Genomic DNA, 21,198 nt, shown 5'->3' with positions numbered 1-21,198 from the left:
ATCATGGATGAGACGAGCGTGCTGATCCCGTCGCGGGAACGTCCTGGCGCGGCCGGCTGCGGAACACGCGGACGCGGCCGGACGATGCCTCCTTACGGCTTACCTTGGCGGGCTCGGGAGCCATCGGCACGGCGTCCTCGGCCGGCTGGGTGCTCTCGACATTGATGCGCAGTCCGACGAGCGGCTCGCGTCCTGTCGGACCCGACAGAACGACCCGGCGGCCGACGGCCCGCAGCGTCGGGGCGCTGAGGAACACGGCTTCGGCCGCGAACTGAAGATCATTGGCGCCGTGCATCTCGAGCACGATGCCCGTGATCGGCAGCGCGCGGCCCCGGGTTCCCGCGAAGGTCCCCAGCGGCACCATCTTGCTATTGCCGGCCGGCGCGTTGGCGAACTGAACCGCATAGCGGATGTCCACGCCCGGCGGCATGTCGGGCCAGTCGAGCATGATGCCTTCGACGCGCGAAGGCGCCGACGGGCCCGCGATCCAGGCATTCTGGCCGACCATGACATCGCCGATACCCGCAACATGGGCCAGGATGCGCAATCCCGGACCCACATCCTGCGTCAGCGCGGGAGACGGCGCCGTCGGCGCATAGGCCGCGGCCGTGCGTGTCAGCGTCGGCGGGCTGCCCGGAGTGATCGGCTCGATGCGGACGGCCGCGGCCCGCGAGCCGCCGTGGCGCATCGGCAGAACCTGGACGATGAGAGTCGCCGGCGCTTCGACGCGCACGACCAGCGACGAGTTCGGCTGCCAGAGCACGGCTTCGTCGGCGTCCGGATGCAGAACCAGCTCGATGCGGCGCTCGTGACCCGGCGCCGGGGAAACCATCACACGAGGCGGCGCCGCGACATCCTCGGCGCTCTTGTAGCTGACGAAGAACAGGCCCCGGTCGAGCTGGACGACTTTCTGCTGGTCAAGGTCTGTGCCGCGATTCATTTTTTACTCCCGCTCGTGCGAATATCTCGATTTCACGCAGCGTCCGATCAGCATGACAAATCCACCATGCTGCTTTACCGTATTGCATAATATCACATACTTCACACTTCGCGCCTGGAAATGTTCGTTATAGTGAAGGTGCGGGCGAAATATTTGGGCATTCGTTTTTGCAGGTGATTGCAGGACTCCAGCGACGACTCTGCTTTTGGATCGGGCGCGCTCGCGTGGAGGCGGCCCGATGAAAGTTCTGTTCGTACACAACAACTTTCCGGCGCAGTATCGCAACCTCGCGATGGCGCTCGCCAAGGAGCCAGGCAACGAGCTCGTCGCGATCGGCGCTGCGAATGCGCAGATGCTTCCGTCCGTGCGGCTGCTCAAATACGCGCTCGCCGGAGCGGATGTCTCGACGACGCATCCGTTCGCTCGGCGCTTCGACCTCGAATGCCGCCGGGCCGAGCAGGTGCTCTACAGCCTGTCGAGTCTGGCAGCTTCCGGTTTCGCGCCCGACGTGATCCTCGCTCATCCCGGATGGGGCGAGACGTTGCCGCTACGGACGATGTTTCCAAAGGCCCGCATCATTCTCTATTGCGAGTTCTTCTATGGCGCGGAAGGACGCGATCTCGGCTTCGATCCGGAGTTTCCGACACCGGGCCTGGATGGCCACATCGGTCTTCACCTGAAGAACGCGACGACGCTGCTCGCGCTGGCGGATTGCGACATCGGCGTTTCGCCGACGTCGTGGCAGCATTCGACGTTCCCGACGCAGTATCAGAACAAGATCGAGATCGTCCACGAGGGGATCGATACGTCGCTGGTGAAGCCGAATCCGCTCGCGCGCCTGCGCCTGCCCGACGGACGCGAGCTGAATCGAAGCCACGAGGTCGTCACCTTCGTTGCGCGCAATCTGGAACCTCTGCGCGGCTATCACATCTTCATGCGCGCCTTGCCGAAGATCCTGGCGCGGCGACCGAAGGCTCATGTCGTGATCATCGGCGGCGACGGTCTTTCCTACGGATTGGCGCCGCCTCCCGGCACCAATTGGAAGACGATCTTCCTGAACGAGGTCAGGCCACAGCTCGATCTCTCCCGCGTGCATTTTCTCGGGCGTGTGCCCTATGAGGCCTTCCTGGCGACCCTGCAGTTGTCCTCCGCGCACGTCTATCTGACCTATCCCTTCGTCCTGTCGTGGTCGATGCTGGAGGCGATGAGCGCCGGTTGCGTGGTGATCGGCTCCGATACTGCACCCGTGCGCGAGGTGTTGCAGCATGGCGAGAACGGAATCCTGGTGCCGTTCCACGCCGTCGATGAGCTTGCCGACCGGGTGTCGGCAGCGCTCAAGGATCGCGAACGCATGCAGCCGATGCGCGATGCGGCCAGGCGCCATGTGATCGAGAACTTCGACGCGGAGCGTGTCTGCGTGCCGCGGATGCGCGGGCTGCTGACGGCGGAGCCGCCGCCGCCGCCATCGCGCCGCTTCTGGCCCGGCCGTGTGTTGCCCTCGTGGGAACGTCGCGGCAAGTCGGGCGGCGCGGCAGCCGCGGAGAAGTCGGAGCAGGCTCCCGCCAAGAGCGGCAAGCGGTCCGGCGGAGTGGCCCTCGCAGCAAAGCGCGTCAAGTCGGGGCGGCGGCGTGCTGCGCCCGCCACCCGCGCGGACCAGGCTGCGCCGCTCCGGCCGCCGCGGAGTTAGATTTCCGGATAGTGTTATGTTAACGTTCGATGAGAGCAGAGCCCCGCTCGTCAAGGAGGACCAGATGCCGTTTCGCGCTTCCATTCGCCAGTCGCTCGCGTGTGGCTTGGCCATCTGGGCGTTGTTCGGCATCGCCGGCGTGACGGCCGCATCTGCCGCCGATGCGCCGATCCCCCGGCGCGAGGCTCGGTATGTGAAGGTCGTGACCGAGCGCGAGGTCTATTCGCGTCCCATCCGTCACCGGCATTGGGGCTGCCCGGATCGCTACTCCTGCATGGCGCTGTACGGCGCCTACGGTCCCTATGGTGGTCCCGGATACTGGGGCGCCTATACGGGCTGGTACCGCTGACCCGAACCTGCGGCACGTTTTGATGATCGGCCCGCCGGTGGCCTCGCATGTTTAGCCGTCTGTTGTCGCGCGTCGATCAACGCGCGCGGATTCCGGACGGCCTCACGCTCTATGCCATCGGTGACATCCACGGCTGTGCTGGTCTCCTGGCCGACGCCTTCGCATTGATCGACGAGGACATCGCTCGCTGCCGTCCCGCACGCGCCATCCATGTCTTCCTCGGGGACTACATCGATCGTGGTCCCGATTCGCGCCGCACGCTCGATCTGCTGATCGCGCGCGCCGGCCGTCATCCGAGCGCGTTCGTCCGCGGAAATCACGAGGCGATCCTGAGCGACGTGCTGCATCGTGACGATCTCGTCGCCGACTGGCTTCGGCTGGGTGGATCGACCACGCTGATGTCCTACGACGTTCTCGTGCCTCGTACGAATGTCGATGCCGGATCGCTGCGCCGATCGCTGGCGCAGGCCTTGCCGCGGGCGCATGGCGAGTTTCTTGCGGCGTTGCGTCCATCCTTCACCTGCGGCGACTTCTTCTTCGTCCATGCCGGCGTGCGCCCAGGCGTTGCGCTGTCGCAGCAGAGCGAGGACGACATGATGTGGATCCGCGAGCCGTTCCTCAGCAGCGCCGAGGATTTCGGCAAGGTGGTGGTGCATGGTCACACGCCGGTTCGCGAGCCCGACATTCGCGACCATCGCATCAACATCGATGTCGGCGCCTATGCGACCGGTCGCCTAGCCGTGCTCATCATTCGCGGGCACGAGATCGACATTCGCTATGTCGGCCGATCCGTGTAGTTCGCCGTGCCGGTCGTTGCCAGCAACGCCAAGCGCTTCGTATGGCGGACCGTCCGCGGGCAGATGCTGCGCGCCGGCCTGGCCCTGGTGCTGCTCGCGGTGCTGGCTGCGTCAGCTGGAAATGCCTGGCTGGGCCTCGCATCCCGCAACCTCGTCGCGCTTCCGGCCCGAGGCTCGGTGCCGTCCGACGCGCTCGCGGTGCTCGACGCCGCGCCGGACGCCGCCGCGACGGCCAGGGCGGCCGACGCCGCTTTGACGGCTGCGAGCGACGATCGCGCCGGCTTGGTGTTCCGTCTCGAGCATGCCCAGCAATCGATCGCTCGCGCGCTGAGCACGCAGCCGCTGCAGCCGGGCCTGTGGCTTCGGCGCGTGGCGCTGCTGCAGCGCGCGGAGGCCGAAGACGGCGGGATCGCCGAGAGCATGAAGATGGTCTACTTCACGTCGTCAGCGTCTGGAACCATTGCGGGCGAACGATTGCGTGTCGCGACGCGGCTGAAGAAGCTGGACGACCGCGAACTCGCCGATCTGATCCGCACCGACGTGACGATGCTCCTGCTGCAGCGGGAAGGGGTGAGATCAACCCGTCTTCCCGCGGAGATTTCGGAGGCCTATCGCGATGGATCGAACGCCGGCCGTACACTTCTGATCGGCGCCGTCGCCGAGACGCGGCCCGATCTGCTGCCGCTGCTGCGCTGAGGGAAGCGCTTGTCGTCCGACCTCAGTTCGGACGAAGGTTCGACCTGCGAATACGGCCGTTGTGACTGGCGAGTTCCGACGCAATGCGCCGCAGCTTCTCGTTCTCGTCCATCAGGACAGCGATTCGTTGCTGCAGGTGGAAACCGGATCCGCGCAGTCCGCCCTGATCGTCATGGGCGTCGTCCAAAGAGTTCATGTCACTAAGCTTCATGTTGTTATCCCAATTCTTATCCCAAGTCTGAAAGGCAACTAATAGTAGACGTCATGTTCAATGATTTACCGGCAGCCTCGAACAAACACATGACGGCAAGGTGTCCGTCACCCGAATTACGCGAGGCCTCGTACAATGCACGCGACTATGTCACGACTCGGCCGTTTTGGGTAGCCGGTTTGTTCGGCGGTCGTTGCAAGGTAAATGTGCCGGCCGTCCGAGAAAATGTTAATGAATGAGACTGTTGCAATGATACGATGTCATGCGGCGCTGCCGTCCTTTCCGGCCCTTGTGTCGGCTTTTGATGGGCCGGACCGCACGCATTCGCCCGCGAATTAACAAACGAGTGTGAAGTTTCATGTGTGGCTGGATTGAGTCATGACGTCGGATTCGGCACTCCCGCGCGTGAAGGACATCGCCGCTGCTCATCCCGAGGTTGAATTTGCGCTCGTCCTGGCACGCACGATCGACGCTGTCAGCGGAGATCCCGAGCAACTGCGTAGTGCAGTCTACGAACTCGCTCGTCACAAGCTGCAGCAACTGTCCGAGGACGATCCCACCGAGAAAGCCCGCCTGATGCAGGCGCTCGAAGTGGCGATTGCCGGCGTCGAAACGCACGTCGCCAAGGCAGGTCCACAAGCTCTGCCGCGGCCGACGGGCATAGTGGCGCCGCAGCCCAGCCGTCTTGCGGTCTCGCTCATCGAGAGCTCCCAATCCGCCGTCGACCCTGGCGTTCCATCTTTGAGAGAGAGCCACGCAACGGCGGTGACCAGCTCTCGCTGGCAAGTCCGTCGCCTGTTCGAGTCAATGCCCGCGCGTGTTGCCGCGGTTCTGCTGTCGATCGTGGTCGTCGTGGTGGTCGTCGCTCTGGTTCAACGTGGCCGTGGCGACATGGTGGCCCGGCCAAGCAGCCCGGCCGGCGCGCGCGAGCCTGCCGCGGGGGCGGTGGCGACGTCCGTGCCGTCGCCGCAGATTCCGGTGCCCGCCGCTGCCCCAAGCGCTCCGGTTGCCGCACCCACGAGAGATCCGCGCCTGCCGACCGCCTACGGTGTCTATGCCGACAGCAATGGCCGCATGTTTGAACTGCAGCAATTGCCGGGCCGCGTGCCGGATCCGCGCGTCGCGATTTCGGCCGCCATCACCAAGCCAAGCGAATCGATTCTTCCGGATGGCCGCCTGCGCTTCGTCGTCTTCCAGCGCGACGCTGCTCCCGACGCCTTTGACAAGGTCGAGGCCCGGATCGTCGCGCGCGTCCGGCAGGCGACGAGCTTCGATGCTTCGGGCAAGCCGGTCGTTGCGAACGAAGACGAGACCTGGGTCATCCGCAACATCTCGATCCCCTTTCGTGCGTCGCCGCTCAAGGATGATCCGCAGATGTATGAGCTCACGCCGCGCGATCCCGATCTGCAGTTCAGTCCCGGCCGCTATGCGCTCGTCTTGAAGGCGCGGGCGTTTGATTTCTCCGTCGCTGGATCGGTCACCGACAAGCGGCAATGTCTCGAGCGGCTCGTCGCCGCGAACGGCACGTTCTACTCGGAATGCCCAAAGCCCTGAGCGGATGGCCGTCCGCTCGCGGCTGGTTCGCAGCCGCGCCGGCGCGCATCGCATTTCGGCGCGGATCGCGCCGGTCTGTGTGACGCGTTCCACAGTCCATGTGATCGGCATGGCTCATCGTGTCCGGGCAACGGAGGAGATGAGCCATGTCCTATGTCTTCGAGATCACGCTGGCGGCTGTGCTGCTGTTCTTTCTGTTCCTGCCGATCACCGATCGCAGAACCGTCGTGATGAAGGTCGTCATGATGGTGGCTGCCATCTTTCTGTTTGCGGCCACCCTCGTCATCCCGCACGCGGTCGGATCGTCAGCACTGTTGGTCCAGGCATCGCTGATGACGGGACATTGATGCGCCCGTGCCGCTCGGTCCCGCCGGCCCTTCAAGCTGCGCGCGCATGACTGGTTCGGCAATTGGCAGCGCGGCTGACCTCGTGTAGCACCAGGGCGGATGTCATGCACACGGGGACGTCGGATGCCCGCTCTCGCTTCTGTCCTGCTCGCCGCCCTGAAGGATCACGGTGCCCGGGAGATCTTCGGCATTCCCGGCGATTTCGTGCTGCCGCTGTTCAAGGTCATCGAGGAGAGCAACACCCTGCCGAGCGTGACGCTCAGCCATGAGCCGGCGGTCGGCTTCGCGGCGGATGCGGTCGCGCGCTATCATGGCGGCCTTGGCGTGGCGGTCGTCACCTACGGCGCCGGCGCGTTCAATGTCGTCAACGCGGTCGCCGGCGCCTATGCCGAGCGCTCGCCGGTGGTGGTGATCGCGGGCGCGCCCGGCGCGCGCGAGCGCGTCTCCGGCTTCCTGCTGCATCACCAGGCGCGCACGGTCGACACCCAGCTCGCGGTGTTCAAGGAGATCACCTGCGACCAGGCGGTGCTCAGCGATCCCGCGACAGCGCCGGCGCAGATCGCGCGCGTGCTGCGCAGCGCACGGGAGATGTCGCTGCCGGTGTATCTCGAATTCCCGCGCGACATGGTCGACGCCGAGGTCGAGGCGGTGGTGCCGCTGCCGCCGCGCCGCGCCAATCGCGAGGCGCTCGACGAATGCGTCGACGAGATCCTGGCGCGCATCCGCCGTGCCGAGCGCCCGGTGATCGTGGTCGACGTCGAGATCCGCCGCTATGGCGTCGAGGACCGCATCGCGGCGCTGGCGCGCAAGCTCGGCCTGCCGCTGGTCACGACCTTCATGGGCCGCGGGCTGCTCGACAAGGCCGACGACGTCGTGGCCGGCACCTATCTCGGCGCCGCGGGCAATCCGGCGATCACCCAGCTGGTCGAGGACGCCGACCTGGTGTTGATGCTCGGCGTCATTCTCTCCGACACCAATTTCGCGCTGTCGAACCGCGCGCCGGATCCGCGCCGCATGATCCTGGCGGCGAGCCGCGAGGTGCAGATCGGCCATCACGCCTATCGCGACATGCCGCTCGGCGATCTCATCGACGCGCTGGAGGCCCGCGCCACGCCGCGTGCGCCGAGCCCCGGACCGCTCCGGCAGCGCTCCGTCTATCCGCGCGGCCTCGTTGCCGACAGCCAGCCCATCGCGCCCTCGGACATCGCCACCGCGATCAACGACATGTTCGACCGCCACGGCCGCATGCCGATGACCTCGGATATCGGCGACTGCCTGTTCACGGCGATGGAGATCGATAACACCGCACTCGCCGCGCCCGGCTACTATGCCGGCATGGGGTTCGGCGTGCCCGCCGGCATCGGCGTGGCCGCCACCGGATTGCGGCCGCTGATCCTGGTCGGCGACGGCGCCTTCCAGATGACCGGCTGGGAGCTCGGCAATTGCCGCCGCTACGGGCTCGATCCGATCGTCGTGCTGTTCAACAATTGCAGCTGGGAAATGCTGCGCGTATTCCAGCCGGAATCGCGCTTCAACGACCTCGACGATTGGCACTACGCCGAGATTGCCAACTCCATCGGTGGGGCCGGCGAACGTGTCGGAACGCGCGCCGAACTCGTGGCGGCGCTGCAGCGCGCCGTGCAGCGGCGCGGACAGTTCTCGCTGATCGAGGTGATGCTGCCGCGGGGCAAGACCTCGGACACCCTGGCGCGCTTCGTCGCCGGGTTCAAATCGGCGCGTGAGCGCCTGGCCAGGGGATGACGCGACGATCCGAACGCGTCGGCCAAGCCAGCCTATTGCAGCGCCTTGTCGTGATTCCCGAGCCCCACCGCCTTGTAGTCATAGGTCGGATAGAATTCGGTTCGATAGGCGCCCCAGGCGGTGGTTTCGAAGATGCGGTTGACCTCGCGCAGGCGCGAGGCCGCGAGACGGAGCGTCACCACCTGGCCAACCCCCATCATGACGTACCAGCTGACCACCTCGACGCCGGCCGGCGGGAACGCCTTGTAAAAGCCCTGGCGCTCGAGCTGCGCGTTGAGCTCGCTCAGGGGGCGCGACTGATCGTGCTTGAGGAAGACGGTCAGCAGCACGGCATTGTCGGCCGTCGGCGCGGCGGTCGCGGGCTCCGCGACGCTCTGTGCGCCACCGTCGGAACTGACAAGCGCGGCGCATCCCAGCGCCAGCGCAACCAGCAACATCTTGCTCGCTTTCACGTGTCTCTCCATTGTTTTTGCCGACCGAAACAGGGTACGAGACCGCGTCATCGGGCATGTGACATGCCGCGCAGCTCAACCACGCTTCACTGAAACCGTCCAGCGATGATCCGGATCCTGCGGCGGCGAAAGAGCGCTCGCATGAGCGCAGCCCGACCGAGGTCGGCGCGCGGCGCCGCTTGGGGAGGGACGTGCCGGCGTGCCCGGGCCTCAGCCGGTCGCCGAGCGCAGCGCCGATTTGATCGCGTCGCGGCCCTTCCAGGCGAAATAGCTGAGGCGGTCGCCGATCGAGCGATGGCCGCGCAGCCTGTTCGACCCGAGCACGTGTCCGACCTCGGCCGGGAAGCGCTTGATCTCGGCCTGTACCATCCTGTCGGTGTTACTGAGAATGGTGGCGAGGCGCGTGCCCCAATCCGAGTCCTCGATGCGATCGATGCGGACCTGGATGGCGTATTCGATATCGTAGATGCTGGTCAGGATTTCCTTGGCGGTCACGACGCGGTTGTTCTTCAAGGCAATCCGCAGCGCGAGCCGCTTGTCCTCGAGCTGGTCGAGCACCATCGGCACCGTCAGGGCGTAAGGCGCGGTGATGACATCGGCCACGTTCTTCGAGCGCGCCGCCTTGGTGGCCAGGCGCATCACCTGCCATGGCTCCTTCAGGCGCTTGGCGACGAGCGTTAGCGCGAATGGGACGGCTTCGGGCTCCTTCTTGCGCAGGCCGTCGAGCAGCAGCGCCATCTTCTTCACCTGGGGATCGTCGAACTCGGCGATCCGGTCCGGCAGCGAGTCGGCGAACTTTGCCAGCTCTTCGCGCGCGCGGAGCGCCTTCATCAGCTTGATGACGTCGTCGAACACGGAGGGCGAGGCGGTGTAGGCCTTGAGCTTCTCGCGCACCTGTTCGATGCCGTCGGCCCGCGACAGGGTGCCTTCCAACGACTTCGTCACCTTGGTCTGGAATGCGTTTGCGACCTGCCGGCATTCACGCTGCTTGTCCCCGGCGATCAGCTCGCGCATCTGCGCGTTATAGTCCCGCGCCATGGTCGGGAGCAGATCCCGCGAGATCCATTCCCAGATCGGCGTCAGGGAGCCTCGGGCGATGCGGCCTTCGTTGGCATGTTCAGGCGAGCCGTCGATCAGAAGCTGCTCGATCGGCATGAAGAAGTAGCGAGAGGGATTGATGACGCGGTGGCCGCCGGCGCCGTTGTTGTTGCGGATCTCCGCGCGCAGCCGCGCCTGCAGGTCGGCTGACCCCGGCATGTCGACGCCGCTCAGTTCGAGCCGCTCGAGCTCGCTGAGCAGACAGCTTCGCGTCAACGGTGATAACCGCTGCAGGAATTCCCAGATCCGGTCGACCGGTCCCATCGGCGTCAGGCTATCGGCTGTCAATCATGAGTGCTCATCTCCACGGACGAGAACGGGGCGCATGGAATCACGAAACAGTTGGTGCCGAATTAATATCAGTAAACAATCGTAGAAATGCACGCTGTCGTGGATTGGATCGTCAGGGGTGCGCGGCCGCCTGGCGAACGTCTTTCGCGCTTTCGCCGGGTTAACGTTTTCGATCGCAACTTATGGGGGAATTTCTCCACGCTTGCGGGAGGTTGCGGAAGAATCCCGTATTGTTACGGACGGCAATGTTAACCATGTTAAAGTTGCCGGCGGGCCAGGATGGGGCATGACACAGCTGAGCAACAGCGTTTCGGACGATCGCGCCGCCTCCCTGTCCGGCGGCCAGAGGGTTAACGAGCCCGGCTTTCCGGCCGCCCGTCAGGGCGCGTTGCGCTCCAACCATTCCGACGAGCATGACGTGGTCGCCCTGGCGCGCCAGCTCAACGGCTCGCTTACCGCACTGATGCTCTACATGGGCGAAATCAAGCAGCGCAGTGACGAGATCGCCAAGGCGCCCGGCGAGCGGCGGCATGTCCAATTGGTGGTCGACAATGCGCTGCTGCAGACCGAACGGGTCTGTGCCCTGGTTCATCAGATGGCCGGTGCGAAGAATCAGTTCGCCCCGCCTTCACAGACGCCGCCGGTCGATGAACAGGGCACGGCCCGACAGCCCGGCCGCGCCAGCAAGTCGCTCACGCCCCGCGAACGCGAGGTTCTCAAGCTGATCAGCGAAGGTCACTCCAACAAGGAAGGGGCCTTGCGCATGGGCATCAGCCCGCGCACCTTCGAGAGCCATCGTGCGGAGGCCATGCGAAAATTGGGCGCGCGAAACACCGCCGAACTGGTCCGCGCGGCCCTTCTCAATCCGATCGGGTGAACGCGGCACGTGCAGGCGGCCGATCGCCGCCGGCTGATCTATTCGAACGATGACGACACGCGCCGCTATCCGATCGGGCCCGCCTCAGGCGGCCGATCGGACAGCGGCTGCTTGTGTGGCCGTGGGCTTAGAAATAATCTTCGGCGAAAGGGCGAACCCGCGAGGTCGGCCGCAACGGCGCTTGCGCCTTGGGAGGGGTCGGCACGATCGTGATGGTCCAGCGCGGCGGAACGCTCGCTTCCTTTTCCATCACTGAACGGACGTGGCCGGTGATTGTTGATCCGCCGGACTTCACGGTCGCCGTCCGGCCGTTGAACTGCGCAATTCGGAAACGCCTGACTTCCTTCTGGTCGGCGGTTTCAAAGGTAAACATGGGACACATCTCCTATGTGAGCCCAAGTCTCGCAGCTCATGATTAGTTGATCGTGAAAATCATGAGCCGTAGAAGTACGGCGTCAACTCATTGTAAGGGAATATACCCATTGCGCTTCGCGAATCCGTCGACTTGAAGTTGTCGAAAATCGTCGCGGTCATTGTGATGTCGCTACGCGGACCGTGGACGCGTGTCGGGGCCAGAAGCGCAGAGACCGGCGGATACTCGGCGGCACGTTCACGAACGGCCTCATTCTCAATATTGCAGCTCCTGAGCGCGGGCGGCCGCATAGGCGGCGTCGATATTGTCCAGCAGCTCGATGTACTCTCCCTCGGAGAGGCGTGGTGCGTTCTTCTCGAGCGTCAGCGCATAGCTGGCGAGCCTTCGATAGCCGAAAGTGCCTGCGGCGCTCTTCAGCGAATGCGCCTCGCGCCCGATCTTGATACGCTCGCTGTCGAGCGACAGTTTCCGGAACAGTTTCAGCCGGGCGTCCGTCTCGCTGAGGAACACGTCGCGGATTTCCTGCGCCGCGTCGTCGCCGATCTCGCCGACCAGCTCCGCATAGGCGTCGCGATCGAGCGCCGGCTCGGGAGCGACGTCCGTTTCGGGAGAGAGGTCGGGCCCGCTGGCGTCCGGATCCGCCGGAACCAGTGACGCGGTCTCGGCGCCCGCCAGCTCGATGGCCGGGGCAGGCAGGGGCAGCACGCGCAGGATCGCCTCCACCAGCGCCTTCTTGCGCGCCGGCTTGACGACGAAGTCGTTCATCCCGGCCTCGCGGCAGGCGCGAATGTCCTCCATGAAGGCGTTCGCGGTGAAGGCAATGATGGGCACGTTGGATCGGCGCTCGCCGCGCGCGCGGATGGTCCGCGTCGCCTGGAAGCCATCCATCTCCGGCATGCGCACATCCATCAGGATGAGGTCGTAGTTGAAGCGGCTGGCCGCCGTGACGGCCTCCGTGCCGTCGCAGGCCGTGTCGGTCTGGACATCGAAATCCTTCAGCATCTTGGTCGCGACAAGCCGGTTGGTCGGATTGTCGTCGACGACAAGCACGCGCAGCGGCCGGCCGAAGGCCGCTATCCTGTTCTGCAGCGAGGCGTAGATGCTGTCGTCGTTCTGCTCGGGCAAGGCCACCGTCTCTGCGATCGGCAAGGTCAGCCGGAACGAAAAGGTCGAGCCGCTGCCGAGCGTCGATGTCACCTTGATCTCGCCTCCCATCTGTTCGGTGAGGCGCTTGCAGATGGCAAGTCCGAGTCCGGAGCCGCCGAAGCGGCGGCTGATGGAGTTGTCGGCTTGGACGAAATTGGCGAACAGGGAGCCGATCTTGTCGGCGGCGATGCCGATGCCGGTGTCGGTCACTGTCCATTCCACGGTTGCCTTTTCGGCGTCCTTGTCGATGCAGCGCGTGGTGACGACGACTTCGCCGGACGACGTGAACTTCACCGCGTTGGACACGAGGTTCAGCAGGATCTGGCGAATGCGGCCGGCGTCTCCGACCAGCGCGGGCGGCACCGCTGGATCGCTGACATTGCGGAGCTTGAGATCCTTGGCGGACGCCCGCGGCCCGATGATGCTCAGCGTGTTGTGAACGAGGGCTTCGGCGGAGAAGGCGATGTCTTCGAGCGACAGCTGGCCGGATTCCAGCTTGGAGAAGTCGAGGATGTCGTTCAGGATCTCGAGCAGATTGTCGCCGGCATTGTGGATGGCCACGACCGAGCGGCGCTGCTCGGGATCGAGATTGGTCTCGAGCAGGGTCGTTGCGAGGCCGAGCACCGCGTTCATCGGCGTGCGGATCTCGTGGCTCATCATCGCGACGAAGGTCGATTTCGCGGCATTGGCGGCTTCCGCGGCGTTGATCAACTGCTCGTGCCGTTCCCACCAGCGCGAGATCAGCACGGCCGCGGCCAGCACCGCCACGGCGGTCAGCAGGGAGGTGATGACGAGCAGGATGGCCATCGCCCGCCATTCCTTCAGGACGTGCTGCTCGGGCACGGACACCACGATCATGGCCGGATAGTTGGGCAGCATCTTTGCCGCCCGCAGACGCATCTCGCCCGTCCGCGTCGATGGCTCCCGCAGCACGCCGCCGGCCGAGAGTGCGCGCTGCCCGAAGCCGGAGGTCGCTCGCCCGATCTCGCTCGTCGGCGGGAAGTGCGCGAGCAGGATGCCGTCGTCGCGGACCAGCGACACCGAGGCATCCAGGCCGAGCGCGGTCGAGCCGAAGAAGTTCTCCAGATGGGGCACGGACATCGCGCCGAGCATCATGCCCATGAACGCGCCGGCGGAGTCATCCAGCCGGCGGGCGAAATAGATGTTCCAGGTGCCGTCGCCGCGGTTCTGGACCGGCTTGCTGACGAAGGTCTGCAGCGCGGGATCGGCCTTCAGCGCCTTGAAGTAGTCGCGGTCCGAGATGTTGACGTCCGGAATCGGCCAGTAGCGCGAAAAGTTCAGGAGCTTGCCTTGCGCATCTATCAGGGTCACGGCATCGATCTGCGGCAGTCCCGCGATCTTTTCCTTGAGGAGGAGATGGGTCTGATAGTCGGAGGCGATCTTGTGATAGGCTACAGCGTCGATCGCGCCGCCGCGCGCCAGATAGTCGCGGACGCTGGTGAGCACCAGGTCGACCGACTTGACGGAGCGGTCGGCGTTCTCGGCCAGCGTGAGGCTGTGCCGGCTGAGATCCTCTTCGGCGTGCTGAAGCGCGTTCTCGCGCAGATTGGACAGGAAGAACAGGTTGCTGCCGGCAATGACGCAGATGAGGATGAGCGCGATTGCCGCAGGCGCTCCCAGAAAACGTTTCTTGTTGCTCATCACCAGCTACCAGCCCGCGGTCCTGACCATCCGTCGCAGATCGGTCTCCTGCGCGATCTGCTTCAGCGTCTCCCTCAGACGAACGACATCGATCGGCTTGGAGAAGGCAGGATAGACGTTCAGCTCGAGAAAATTCCCGATACGAACCGAGGCGTTGAGCGCATCCTTCTCGGACGCGCTGATGATCAGCACCGGTCCGCGGAACTTCAGCTCGGCGAGACGATCGAGAACCTCGGTCCCGGACCGTTCGCCGAGCGACAAGTCCAGTGTGACGCAATCGAAATGCCTCTTCTGCAGAACGCTCGAGGCGGCATCGACGGAATTCACGCCCGTGGTGTTGAAACCAGACTGGGATGCGATCTTCCGTAAGATCGACTGATGCACGTCGGCGTCTTCGATCACGAGGAGTTCGTTGCGCATGAAGCCCTGTCCCCTTGCCATCCTGGAGGATTTGACGGCAAGCAGGCCATGTCTAACGGGCGCCTCTGACCCCCTCGTAAATTTTGGTTTCCGTACAACTACGGGAAGCAAGGCAGGGGCCGCCACGCGCGCCGATCGCAGGCCGTGCGATCTTCAGCCCGGCAACAAGGAAACGGCCGGACAGGTCCGGCCGTTGCGCATCATTCGGGGGGCAGCCGGATCAGTCGGCGGGGCCGAACACGGCTTCCATCTTGGTCTTCAACGTCGCCGCATTGAACGGCTTGACGATGTAGTTGCTGACCCCGGCCTTCTTGGCGGCGATGACGTTCTCGGTCTTCGATTCGGCCGTGATCATGATGAACGGCGTTTTCGACAGTTCCGGGCTGGCGCGGACCTCGCGAAGCAGGTCGTAGCCGGTCATCGGCTCCATGTTCCAGTCGGAGATCACCAGCCCATATTTCTTCGCCTGCATCTTGGCGAGGGCGGCCGATCCGTCGCTGGCGTCGTCGACGTTTTCAAATCCGAGCTGCTTCAGCAGGTTGCGGATGATCCGAATCATTGTGGCATAGTCATCGACCACCAGAATCGGCATCGACAGATCAAAGGCCATGTCATTACTCCGCGCGTTTGGTCAAAAGCCGAACACGGGCGAGATATTTCAGCACGAAGATGATTCGACGCTTCTTGGAACTCGCGCTCGTCAGCACATCGACAATTATCAGCGCCCGTTGAACAGCGCGTTAATTCCGTGCGGGCGAACGGGGCGGATCGTGCGTAAGGCCGTAGTTGTACGGAGGCGGGGCCGCCCGGCAGTTGATCGCCGGAAAAAAGCCCTCTCAGGGCAGCGGGCGCGGGCGCACCAGTTTTTCGTACTGAGCCTTGACGGCACCGTAGCATTCGCAGGCCGTCTTCTTCAGCCCGTCGATATCGATGATCTCGATATGACCGCGGCTGTAATGGATGAAGTCGGCCTGTTGCAGCGTGCTCGCCACCAGCGACACGCTGTTCCGCCGGGCGCCGATCATCTGGGCCAGCGATTCCTGGGTGATGTAGAGCTTGTTGCCGCCGGAGAGGTCATGCGTCTGCAGCAGGCAGCGGGCAAGGCGGGATTCAACCGTATGGGCAGCGTTGCAACCGGCGGTTTGTTGGCTCTGCACGTAAATGGCGAGTGCGTGGCGAAGGATGGCCGCGCGGAACGTGGAGCTCTGCTCCGCGGCGGCGCGCACCCTGTCGATATCGACGACCGACGCGCTGCCCGGCACCAGCACGGCCGCACTGTTGAGCACGAGCGGGTCGCCGCCGCCCAGCAGCGACATGCCTCCGAAGAAGCTGTCGCGCCCGATCATCGCGACTTGCACACGCTCTCCGCGTGCGAGATTGACGACCAGCGAGATGACGCCACGATGGGGAAAATAAATCCGCGTCAGCTTTTCGCCGACTTCGGCGAGAACGGAATCCTGCACGAGATCGACCGTCCGCAAATAGGGGCGGATGAGCTCGAAATCCTCGTCAACCAGCGATGACAGGAAGCCGTTGGGAGAACGCAAGCTGGGGTCCAAAGCCATCTCCTGCATTGCAGCGACTGAGCCTCGCAGATCTCGATGCACTCAAGGTTCCTTAAAACTGCGCCCCATCGGCTGACAAGAGAAATAACAAGCTGTCACGCGCCATGGTTCCCTCTGTGCTCGTTGGTGTGCAGATGTGCGTGAAAATGTCGTGGAAGATTGGTCCGCCGAAAAACGCGGCGGAGAGCCAGCTACGTGAGTGCCGCTTGTATACAGATCGCATCCAAGCTTTCTCTCCCTCGTCATCACTCGAAGCGCATGATTGCTCGAATGGCTCGCGTCCTCTCGCCCTCGCCGCGGCACGGCGGCATGCCACCGCGATTGACAGCCGACATCTTGAAGCCAAAATCGCTAATAACCGCGCTGATTCGTTGACGGATATTTTCATGTCCGATGCAACCCTGTGCTCCTGAATGGCGGCTTCGGCCGAGGTTCGGCGACCGACGATGATGTAGCAGTCGTCCTGCAACAGCAGGACTTGAGCAGGGGGCTGATTGCGCATCCGGCGCGGAGCGCGATCGATGGTCAGCAACGAGGCTGAGCTCCTCCGCATCGAGGCTGAATGCCGCCATCGCCTTGGTTCGTTCGCGTCATCCCGGCAGGTCCGCCGTTTCCCAAACAGGTAGCTCAGGATTTCATGGCCTCTTGCTCCCACCAACGGTCCGCCTCGTCATCGCCGTCGCCGAGCAGCAGTGTCGACGTGTCGGAGTCGGAATCGTCCGGCGTCAATCCTGGAATGGCCATCGTCGGTCAGGTCGCCGGCGGACTGCTGCACGACTTCAACAACATCCTCACGGTGATTACAGGCACCATCGACATTCTCGCCGAGGCGGTCGAGGACAAACCCGAACTCGCAGCGGTCGCGCGTTTGATCGATGAGGCAGCCACGCGCGGCGCACGATTGACGTCGCAGCTCTTGTCTTTCGCGCGGGGCCGGCCGCCGCGGCCATGTGCGGTCGAGTTGAACGAACTTCTGGTCGATGTCGGCCGTCTGCTTCGTCCGACCTTGGGCACCGATGTCGAGGTGACGACCTCGGTGGCGGCGGATGTACCGTCCGTGTACGCAGACCCCGGCCAGCTGATGGCGGCCCTGCTGTGTCTTGCCATCGGCGCGCGCCACCGGCTCGAACATGGCGGCCGGATCGACATCGATGCGAGGCGCATCAGCGATGGCGGCGCGGCCGGCGAAGACCCTCGCGCCGACGTGCTGATCGTGCTCACCGCATCGGTGAACGCGGACGGTGTCTCTCCGTCCGAGCCGATCTTCTCCGAGATCAAGCTGGTGGACGACTTCGTGCGGCGCTCGAACGGACGATTGGCGTTGAAGGAGCCGCACGACCGGACGGCGTGTGTCGAAATCGTCCTTCCGCGCATGGACCGAGAGCCCTCCTAGCCGGCAGGTCCTTCCGCGCCATGGTTAGCGGCGCCCTAACGGTAGCGTCGCGCCGCGATCGCGCGGCCAGGCCCGCCTGCGCAAGACTGTGCCATCGAGACGCGAATTCCGGCCGTTTTCTCGTATTTTACCAAGCCGATTAGCAGCAAGTTAGGATTAACGGCGGAGGCGGGTGCCTCGCGTCGCAGTTCCTGGATCGATTTAAGGAACGGGTAGGATTCCGCGGCCCAGTGTCGCATATCGCCGACAGAATGGTGCGGCGATGTCTACTCGTGTTCATCCAGAAGGGAATGACAATGTCAGGTATCGTACTCTCTGCGTCGGTTCGCCAGAACCTGCTCTCGCTCCAGTCGACGGCTCAGCTCCTCGCCACCACGCAGAACAACCTCTCCACGGGCAAGAAGGTCAACTCGGCTCTCGACAATCCGACCAACTTCTTCACCGCCCAGGGTCTCGACAACCGCGCTTCCGACATCTCCAATCTGCTCGACGGCATCGGCAACGGCGTGCAGGTTCTGCAGGCCGCCAACACCGGCATCACCTCGCTGCAGAAGCTCGTCGACAGCGCCAAGTCGATCGCCAACCAGGTGCTGCAGAGCGCGGTCGGCTACTCCACCAAGTCGAACGTCGTCTCCTCGGCTCTGACCGGCGCGACCGCCAGCGACCTGCTGGGCTCCAGCGCGACCGCAGTGACGGGCTCGGTTGTCAACAACGACAACACCTCGTCCGCCTCGGCGATCACCGGCTCGACCAAGCTGTCCGGCACCGCAGGCACGGCGTCGAACAACCTGGCCACCGGCATCACCTCCGGTGAAACGCTGGTCGTCAACGGCACCACCTTCACCTTCGTCACCGGCACAACCTCCACCGGCACCAGCATTGGTATCGGCGATTCCGTCAGCAACCTGCTGTCGGCGATCCAGACGCAGGCCGGCGTGACCGCTTCGGTCACCGCGGGTGCGATCACCCTGACGCCGCCGGCGGCAGGATTGACCGTCTCCGGCAGCTCCGGCACCTTGGCCAAGCTCGGCCTGTCGGCCACCGGCAACGCCTTGGCGGGCCAGACGCTGACGATCGCGGCGACAGGCGGAGGAACGGCGACCAGCTTCACGTTCGGACTAGGAACAGGGCAGGTGAAGTCGCTGAGCGACCTCAACACCAAGCTCGCGGCCAACAACCTCCAGGCCACGCTCGACTCGTCGACCAACAAGCTGACGATCTCGACCACCAATGATGCGGCGTCGTCGACGATCGGCACCATCGGCGGCACGGCGTTCTCCGTCAGCGGCAACGCCTTCAACGGCGCCACCGTTGCGGCTCCCGTCGTGGATTCCACGGCTCAGTCGCAGCGTTCGAGCCTGGTCTCGCAGTACAACAACGTGCTTGCGCAGATCAACACGACCGCGGCCGACGCTTCGTTCAACGGCATCAACCTGCTGAACGGCGATACGCTGAAGCTGACCTTCAACGAGACCGGCAAGTCGACGCTGTCGATCACCGGTGTCACGTTCAACTCGGCGGGCCTCGGCCTCTCGAGCCTGACCTCGGGCACCGACTTCCTCGACAACAACTCGGCGAACAAGGTGATCGGCGTCCTCAACACCGCCAGCTCCACGCTGCGGTCCGAGGCCTCGACGCTGGGTTCGAACCTCTCGGTCGTGCAGGTTCGTCAGGACTTCAACAAGAACCTGATCAACGTGCTGCAGACCGGTTCGTCGAACCTGACTCTGGCCGACACCAACGAGGAAGCGGCCAACAGCCAGGCGCTGTCGACCCGCCAGTCGATCGCGGTGTCCGCGCTGTCGCTCGCCAACCAGTCGCAGGCGAGCGTGCTGCAGCTCCTGCGCTAAGGCGCGGTCAGCACTCATCAACATCGGAGGCGGCGGGGCTTTCCCCGCCGCTTTCGGCTCCAAGCTCCGGACATGACGTCGCCACGCATCGACCTGTGCGGCGGATGAGCCGAGAAGCCAAGCACGCGAGCAACGTCGTATCGCGCCGACCCAGCCTGCCGACGACGCCGCTCCCGCGAGGAGCCTCCCGGGCGAGACTCCTGAGAGGAGATCTGCGTATGCCCTTGCGGGTCGAGCTGAAGCCGTTTGAACGGATCGTGATCGGCGACAGCGTCATCGTCAATTCGAATACGCGCGCCCGTTTCATCGTCGAGGGCGATGCGCCCATTCTCCGCGAGCGAGACACCGTGACGGCCGAAACGGCCGATACACCGGCCAAGCGTCTCTATCTTTGCGTCCAGACGATGTATCTGAAGAATGACACGATCCGCTATCGAGCGTCCTATCTCGCCTGCATGAACGAATTGCGCAGGGCACTTCCCCATGCCGCGGGGCAGGCCGAGGTGGTCGATCGCCATGTCACGGAAGGCTCCCTCTACAAGGCTTTGAAGGAGATTCGGACGCTGTTCGAGCGCGAGGATTGCCCGGCCGTCCACGCCGAAGCTGCGCCCTGAGCCCCCCGCCGGAGCGCCCTCGGCGCCGGTGTTAAGTTCCGTATTAGCACGGACACTAAAATTAACGGGACGGATAAAAGCCCGGCCTAACGATGGCAACGAGGAAAGTCCGTTGAGCCGAGCCAGACGGCGGTTGGGTATGCGCTGCATGGCGAAGGCACCGGACCAACCGTCGCTCTGACAGGATCAGCGGTCGCCCGCGATCGCCGCACCAATTCTTGGAAGGCCAGTTTCATGGACGATCTGTTGCGTGAGTTCCTGACGGAGACCAGCGAGAGCCTGGATACCGTCGACAATCAGTTGGTGCGGTTCGAGCAGGAGCCGAACAACGCCAAGATCCTGGATAACATCTTCCGGCTGGTGCACACGATCAAGGGGACCTGCGGCTTCCTCGGCCTGCCGCGGCTCGAAGCGCTGGCGCATGCCGCCGAAACCCTGATGGGCAAATTTCGCGACGGCATGCCGGTCACCGGCGAGGCCGTGACGCTGATCCTCACCACGATCGATCGCATTAAGGACCTGCTGGCCCAGCTCGAGGCCAATGAGTCCGAGCCCGAGGGCGAAGACCGCGATCTCATCAGCGAGCTCGAGGCGATGGTCGAGCGCGGCATGGCCGCGATGGCCGGCGCGCCGGCTGCAGTCGCAGCCGAGGCCGCGCCCCCGCTTGCCCCTGAAGCTCCCGCCGCGCCTGCGGCCAAGGCTGCCACCCAGGGCACCCTGATCGACCAGACGTTGGAGCGTCCGCTGCGTCCCGGCGAGGTGTCGCTGGACGAGCTGGAGCGCGCCTTCCGCGAAACCGCCATCGAGACCCCGCCGGCGCACGAGCAGGCCTCCGAGGCCAAGGCCGAAACCAAGGCTGAAACCAAGGCAACCCCGCCAGCGGCCAAGCCAGAACCGGCCAAGGCGGAGGCCAAGGCTGAAGCACCCAAGAAGGCGGCGCGGCCGAAGGCCAATGCCGATGGCGAGGTGCAGGAGAGCGACAAGGTCGCCAACCAGTCGATCCGCGTCAATGTCGACACGCTCGAACATCTGATGACGATGGTCTCGGAGCTCGTGCTGACGCGCAACCAGCTGCTCGAGATCGCCCGCCGCAACGAGGACACCGAGTTCAAGGT

22 protein-coding genes are annotated in these 21,198 nt (G+C 64.5%); 12 read left to right on the top strand and 10 right to left on the bottom strand.

Annotated features, from left to right (window positions below; all coding sequences use genetic code 11):
* Position 1 precedes the first annotated feature (1 nt).
* On the bottom strand, positions 2 to 940 hold the full coding sequence (locus ACQR1L_RS23325) for a hypothetical protein (RefSeq protein ID WP_434860266.1): 939 nt from the start codon (positions 938 to 940) through the stop codon (positions 2 to 4).
* A gap of 238 nt (positions 941 to 1,178) precedes the next feature.
* Here ACQR1L_RS23325 and ACQR1L_RS23320 point away from each other — a divergent pair, with 238 nt between their 5' ends.
* The 4 genes from ACQR1L_RS23320 (at position 1,179) to ACQR1L_RS23305 (ending at position 4,469) form a co-directional block, all read left to right on the top strand.
* The gene (locus tag ACQR1L_RS23320) at positions 1,179 to 2,627 is read left to right on the top strand and encodes a glycosyltransferase family 4 protein (RefSeq protein WP_434860265.1); all 1,449 of its coding nucleotides are present in this window, start codon (positions 1,179 to 1,181) and stop codon (positions 2,625 to 2,627) included.
* A gap of 64 nt (positions 2,628 to 2,691) precedes the next feature.
* Positions 2,692 to 2,976: a hypothetical protein gene (locus ACQR1L_RS23315; RefSeq protein ID WP_434860264.1), complete on the top strand. Its 285-nt coding sequence runs from the start codon at positions 2,692 to 2,694 to the stop codon at positions 2,974 to 2,976.
* A gap of 47 nt (positions 2,977 to 3,023) precedes the next feature.
* Entirely contained in the window at positions 3,024 to 3,773 is a 750-nt protein-coding gene (locus ACQR1L_RS23310; RefSeq protein ID WP_434860263.1) for a metallophosphoesterase family protein, read from the top strand.
* A 63-nt stretch (positions 3,774 to 3,836) separates the two neighbouring features.
* A complete protein-coding gene (locus ACQR1L_RS23305; protein ID WP_434860262.1) occupies positions 3,837 to 4,469 on the top strand; it encodes a hypothetical protein in 633 nt (210 codons plus the stop codon).
* A gap of 22 nt (positions 4,470 to 4,491) precedes the next feature.
* Here the strand turns inward: ACQR1L_RS23305 and ACQR1L_RS23300 are convergent, their stop codons facing one another.
* Positions 4,492 to 4,680, bottom strand: a complete 189-nt coding sequence (locus tag ACQR1L_RS23300; protein WP_434860261.1) for a hypothetical protein — start codon at positions 4,678 to 4,680, stop codon at positions 4,492 to 4,494.
* A gap of 378 nt (positions 4,681 to 5,058) precedes the next feature.
* Here ACQR1L_RS23300 and ACQR1L_RS23295 point away from each other — a divergent pair, with 378 nt between their 5' ends.
* The 3 genes from ACQR1L_RS23295 to ipdC all read left to right on the top strand — a co-directional run bounded on the left by ACQR1L_RS23295 (position 5,059) and on the right by ipdC (position 8,342).
* A complete protein-coding gene (locus ACQR1L_RS23295; RefSeq protein WP_434860260.1) occupies positions 5,059 to 6,234 on the top strand; it encodes a hypothetical protein in 1,176 nt (391 codons plus the stop codon).
* 146 nt (positions 6,235 to 6,380) lie between these two features.
* Positions 6,381 to 6,581 carry a hypothetical protein gene (locus ACQR1L_RS23290; RefSeq protein ID WP_434860259.1) on the top strand — a complete coding sequence of 67 codons (201 nt, stop codon included), beginning with the start codon at positions 6,381 to 6,383 and terminating at the stop codon, positions 6,579 to 6,581.
* Between the two features lie 123 nt (positions 6,582 to 6,704).
* Positions 6,705 to 8,342 (top strand): indolepyruvate/phenylpyruvate decarboxylase, encoded by a 1,638-nt coding sequence (gene ipdC, locus ACQR1L_RS23285; RefSeq protein WP_434860258.1) that lies wholly within the window; start codon positions 6,705 to 6,707, stop codon positions 8,340 to 8,342.
* Positions 8,343 to 8,374: 32 nt separating this feature from the next.
* Here the strand turns inward: ipdC and ACQR1L_RS23280 are convergent, their stop codons facing one another.
* Both ACQR1L_RS23280 and ACQR1L_RS23275 read right to left on the bottom strand, forming a co-directional pair.
* The gene (locus ACQR1L_RS23280) at positions 8,375 to 8,806 is read right to left on the bottom strand and encodes a hypothetical protein (protein ID WP_434860257.1); all 432 of its coding nucleotides are present in this window, start codon (positions 8,804 to 8,806) and stop codon (positions 8,375 to 8,377) included.
* Between the two features lie 198 nt (positions 8,807 to 9,004).
* Positions 9,005 to 10,156: a hypothetical protein gene (locus tag ACQR1L_RS23275; RefSeq protein ID WP_434860414.1), complete on the bottom strand. Its 1,152-nt coding sequence runs from the start codon at positions 10,154 to 10,156 to the stop codon at positions 9,005 to 9,007.
* A 313-nt stretch (positions 10,157 to 10,469) separates the two neighbouring features.
* Here ACQR1L_RS23275 and ACQR1L_RS23270 point away from each other — a divergent pair, with 313 nt between their 5' ends.
* Positions 10,470 to 11,060 (top strand): response regulator transcription factor, encoded by a 591-nt coding sequence (locus ACQR1L_RS23270; protein ID WP_434860413.1) that lies wholly within the window; start codon positions 10,470 to 10,472, stop codon positions 11,058 to 11,060.
* Between the two features lie 127 nt (positions 11,061 to 11,187).
* Here ACQR1L_RS23270 and ACQR1L_RS23265 read toward each other — a convergent pair whose 3' ends face one another.
* From ACQR1L_RS23265 to ACQR1L_RS23240, 6 genes are all read right to left on the bottom strand, one after another.
* Entirely contained in the window at positions 11,188 to 11,433 is a 246-nt protein-coding gene (locus ACQR1L_RS23265; protein WP_006614403.1) for a hypothetical protein, read from the bottom strand.
* Between the two features lie 255 nt (positions 11,434 to 11,688).
* Positions 11,689 to 14,241 (bottom strand): ATP-binding protein, encoded by a 2,553-nt coding sequence (locus tag ACQR1L_RS23260; protein ID WP_434860256.1) that lies wholly within the window; start codon positions 14,239 to 14,241, stop codon positions 11,689 to 11,691.
* A gap of 6 nt (positions 14,242 to 14,247) precedes the next feature.
* Entirely contained in the window at positions 14,248 to 14,661 is a 414-nt protein-coding gene (locus ACQR1L_RS23255; RefSeq protein WP_434860255.1) for a response regulator, read from the bottom strand.
* A gap of 220 nt (positions 14,662 to 14,881) precedes the next feature.
* Positions 14,882 to 15,271, bottom strand: coding sequence for a response regulator (locus ACQR1L_RS23250; protein WP_009026776.1), 390 nt, complete (start codon positions 15,269 to 15,271; stop codon positions 14,882 to 14,884).
* A gap of 226 nt (positions 15,272 to 15,497) precedes the next feature.
* Positions 15,498 to 16,220, bottom strand: coding sequence for a Crp/Fnr family transcriptional regulator (locus ACQR1L_RS23245; RefSeq protein ID WP_434860254.1), 723 nt, complete (start codon positions 16,218 to 16,220; stop codon positions 15,498 to 15,500).
* A gap of 58 nt (positions 16,221 to 16,278) precedes the next feature.
* The gene (locus ACQR1L_RS23240) at positions 16,279 to 16,758 is read right to left on the bottom strand and encodes a hypothetical protein (RefSeq protein WP_434860253.1); all 480 of its coding nucleotides are present in this window, start codon (positions 16,756 to 16,758) and stop codon (positions 16,279 to 16,281) included.
* Positions 16,759 to 16,863: 105 nt separating this feature from the next.
* Between ACQR1L_RS23240 and ACQR1L_RS23235 the strand changes: the two genes are divergently transcribed.
* The 4 genes from ACQR1L_RS23235 to ACQR1L_RS23220 all read left to right on the top strand — a co-directional run.
* The gene (locus tag ACQR1L_RS23235) at positions 16,864 to 17,619 is read left to right on the top strand and encodes a histidine kinase dimerization/phospho-acceptor domain-containing protein (RefSeq protein WP_434860252.1); all 756 of its coding nucleotides are present in this window, start codon (positions 16,864 to 16,866) and stop codon (positions 17,617 to 17,619) included.
* 296 nt (positions 17,620 to 17,915) lie between these two features.
* Positions 17,916 to 19,469, top strand: coding sequence for a flagellin (locus ACQR1L_RS23230; protein WP_434860251.1), 1,554 nt, complete (start codon positions 17,916 to 17,918; stop codon positions 19,467 to 19,469).
* 218 nt (positions 19,470 to 19,687) lie between these two features.
* Positions 19,688 to 20,083: a flagellar biosynthesis repressor FlbT gene (flbT, locus tag ACQR1L_RS23225; protein ID WP_434860250.1), complete on the top strand. Its 396-nt coding sequence runs from the start codon at positions 19,688 to 19,690 to the stop codon at positions 20,081 to 20,083.
* A gap of 234 nt (positions 20,084 to 20,317) precedes the next feature.
* Positions 20,318 to 21,198, top strand: an 881-nt coding sequence (locus ACQR1L_RS23220) for an Hpt domain-containing protein (protein WP_434860249.1), incomplete at its 3' end; no start/stop codon positions are given.

This window comes from Bradyrhizobium sp. HKCCYLR20261 (assembly GCF_051168435.1).
GTDB lineage: Bacteria > Pseudomonadota > Alphaproteobacteria > Rhizobiales > Xanthobacteraceae > Bradyrhizobium.
This window is presented reverse-complemented; position numbering and strand designations above follow the sequence as displayed.

Excerpts from the sequence above, each read along its gene's own strand:
- ACQR1L_RS23255 (WP_434860255.1), bottom strand. The coding sequence starts at position 14,661 with ATGCGCAACGAACTCCTCGTGATCGAAGACGCCGACGTGCATCAGTCG.
- ACQR1L_RS23315 (WP_434860264.1), top strand. The coding sequence starts at position 2,692 with ATGCCGTTTCGCGCTTCCATTCGCCAGTCGCTCGCGTGTGGCTTGGCC.
- ACQR1L_RS23235 (WP_434860252.1), top strand. The coding sequence starts at position 16,864 with ATGGCCTCTTGCTCCCACCAACGGTCCGCCTCGTCATCGCCGTCGCCG.
- ACQR1L_RS23325 (WP_434860266.1), bottom strand. The coding sequence starts at position 940 with ATGAATCGCGGCACAGACCTTGACCAGCAGAAAGTCGTCCAGCTCGAC.
- ACQR1L_RS23280 (WP_434860257.1), bottom strand. The coding sequence starts at position 8,806 with ATGGAGAGACACGTGAAAGCGAGCAAGATGTTGCTGGTTGCGCTGGCG.
- ACQR1L_RS23230 (WP_434860251.1), top strand. The coding sequence starts at position 17,916 with ATGTCAGGTATCGTACTCTCTGCGTCGGTTCGCCAGAACCTGCTCTCG.
- ACQR1L_RS23310 (WP_434860263.1), top strand. The coding sequence starts at position 3,024 with ATGTTTAGCCGTCTGTTGTCGCGCGTCGATCAACGCGCGCGGATTCCG.
- ACQR1L_RS23270 (WP_434860413.1), top strand. The coding sequence starts at position 10,470 with ATGACACAGCTGAGCAACAGCGTTTCGGACGATCGCGCCGCCTCCCTG.
- ACQR1L_RS23305 (WP_434860262.1), top strand. The coding sequence starts at position 3,837 with ATGCTGCGCGCCGGCCTGGCCCTGGTGCTGCTCGCGGTGCTGGCTGCG.
- ACQR1L_RS23250 (WP_009026776.1), bottom strand. The coding sequence starts at position 15,271 with ATGGCCTTTGATCTGTCGATGCCGATTCTGGTGGTCGATGACTATGCC.
- ACQR1L_RS23290 (WP_434860259.1), top strand. The coding sequence starts at position 6,381 with ATGTCCTATGTCTTCGAGATCACGCTGGCGGCTGTGCTGCTGTTCTTT.
- ACQR1L_RS23320 (WP_434860265.1), top strand. The coding sequence starts at position 1,179 with ATGAAAGTTCTGTTCGTACACAACAACTTTCCGGCGCAGTATCGCAAC.
- ACQR1L_RS23265 (WP_006614403.1), bottom strand. The coding sequence starts at position 11,433 with ATGTTTACCTTTGAAACCGCCGACCAGAAGGAAGTCAGGCGTTTCCGA.
- ACQR1L_RS23295 (WP_434860260.1), top strand. The coding sequence starts at position 5,059 with ATGACGTCGGATTCGGCACTCCCGCGCGTGAAGGACATCGCCGCTGCT.
- ACQR1L_RS23260 (WP_434860256.1), bottom strand. The coding sequence starts at position 14,241 with ATGAGCAACAAGAAACGTTTTCTGGGAGCGCCTGCGGCAATCGCGCTC.
- ACQR1L_RS23275 (WP_434860414.1), bottom strand. The coding sequence starts at position 10,156 with ATGGGACCGGTCGACCGGATCTGGGAATTCCTGCAGCGGTTATCACCG.
- ACQR1L_RS23300 (WP_434860261.1), bottom strand. The coding sequence starts at position 4,680 with ATGAAGCTTAGTGACATGAACTCTTTGGACGACGCCCATGACGATCAG.
- ipdC (WP_434860258.1), top strand. The coding sequence starts at position 6,705 with ATGCCCGCTCTCGCTTCTGTCCTGCTCGCCGCCCTGAAGGATCACGGT.
- flbT (WP_434860250.1), top strand. The coding sequence starts at position 19,688 with ATGCCCTTGCGGGTCGAGCTGAAGCCGTTTGAACGGATCGTGATCGGC.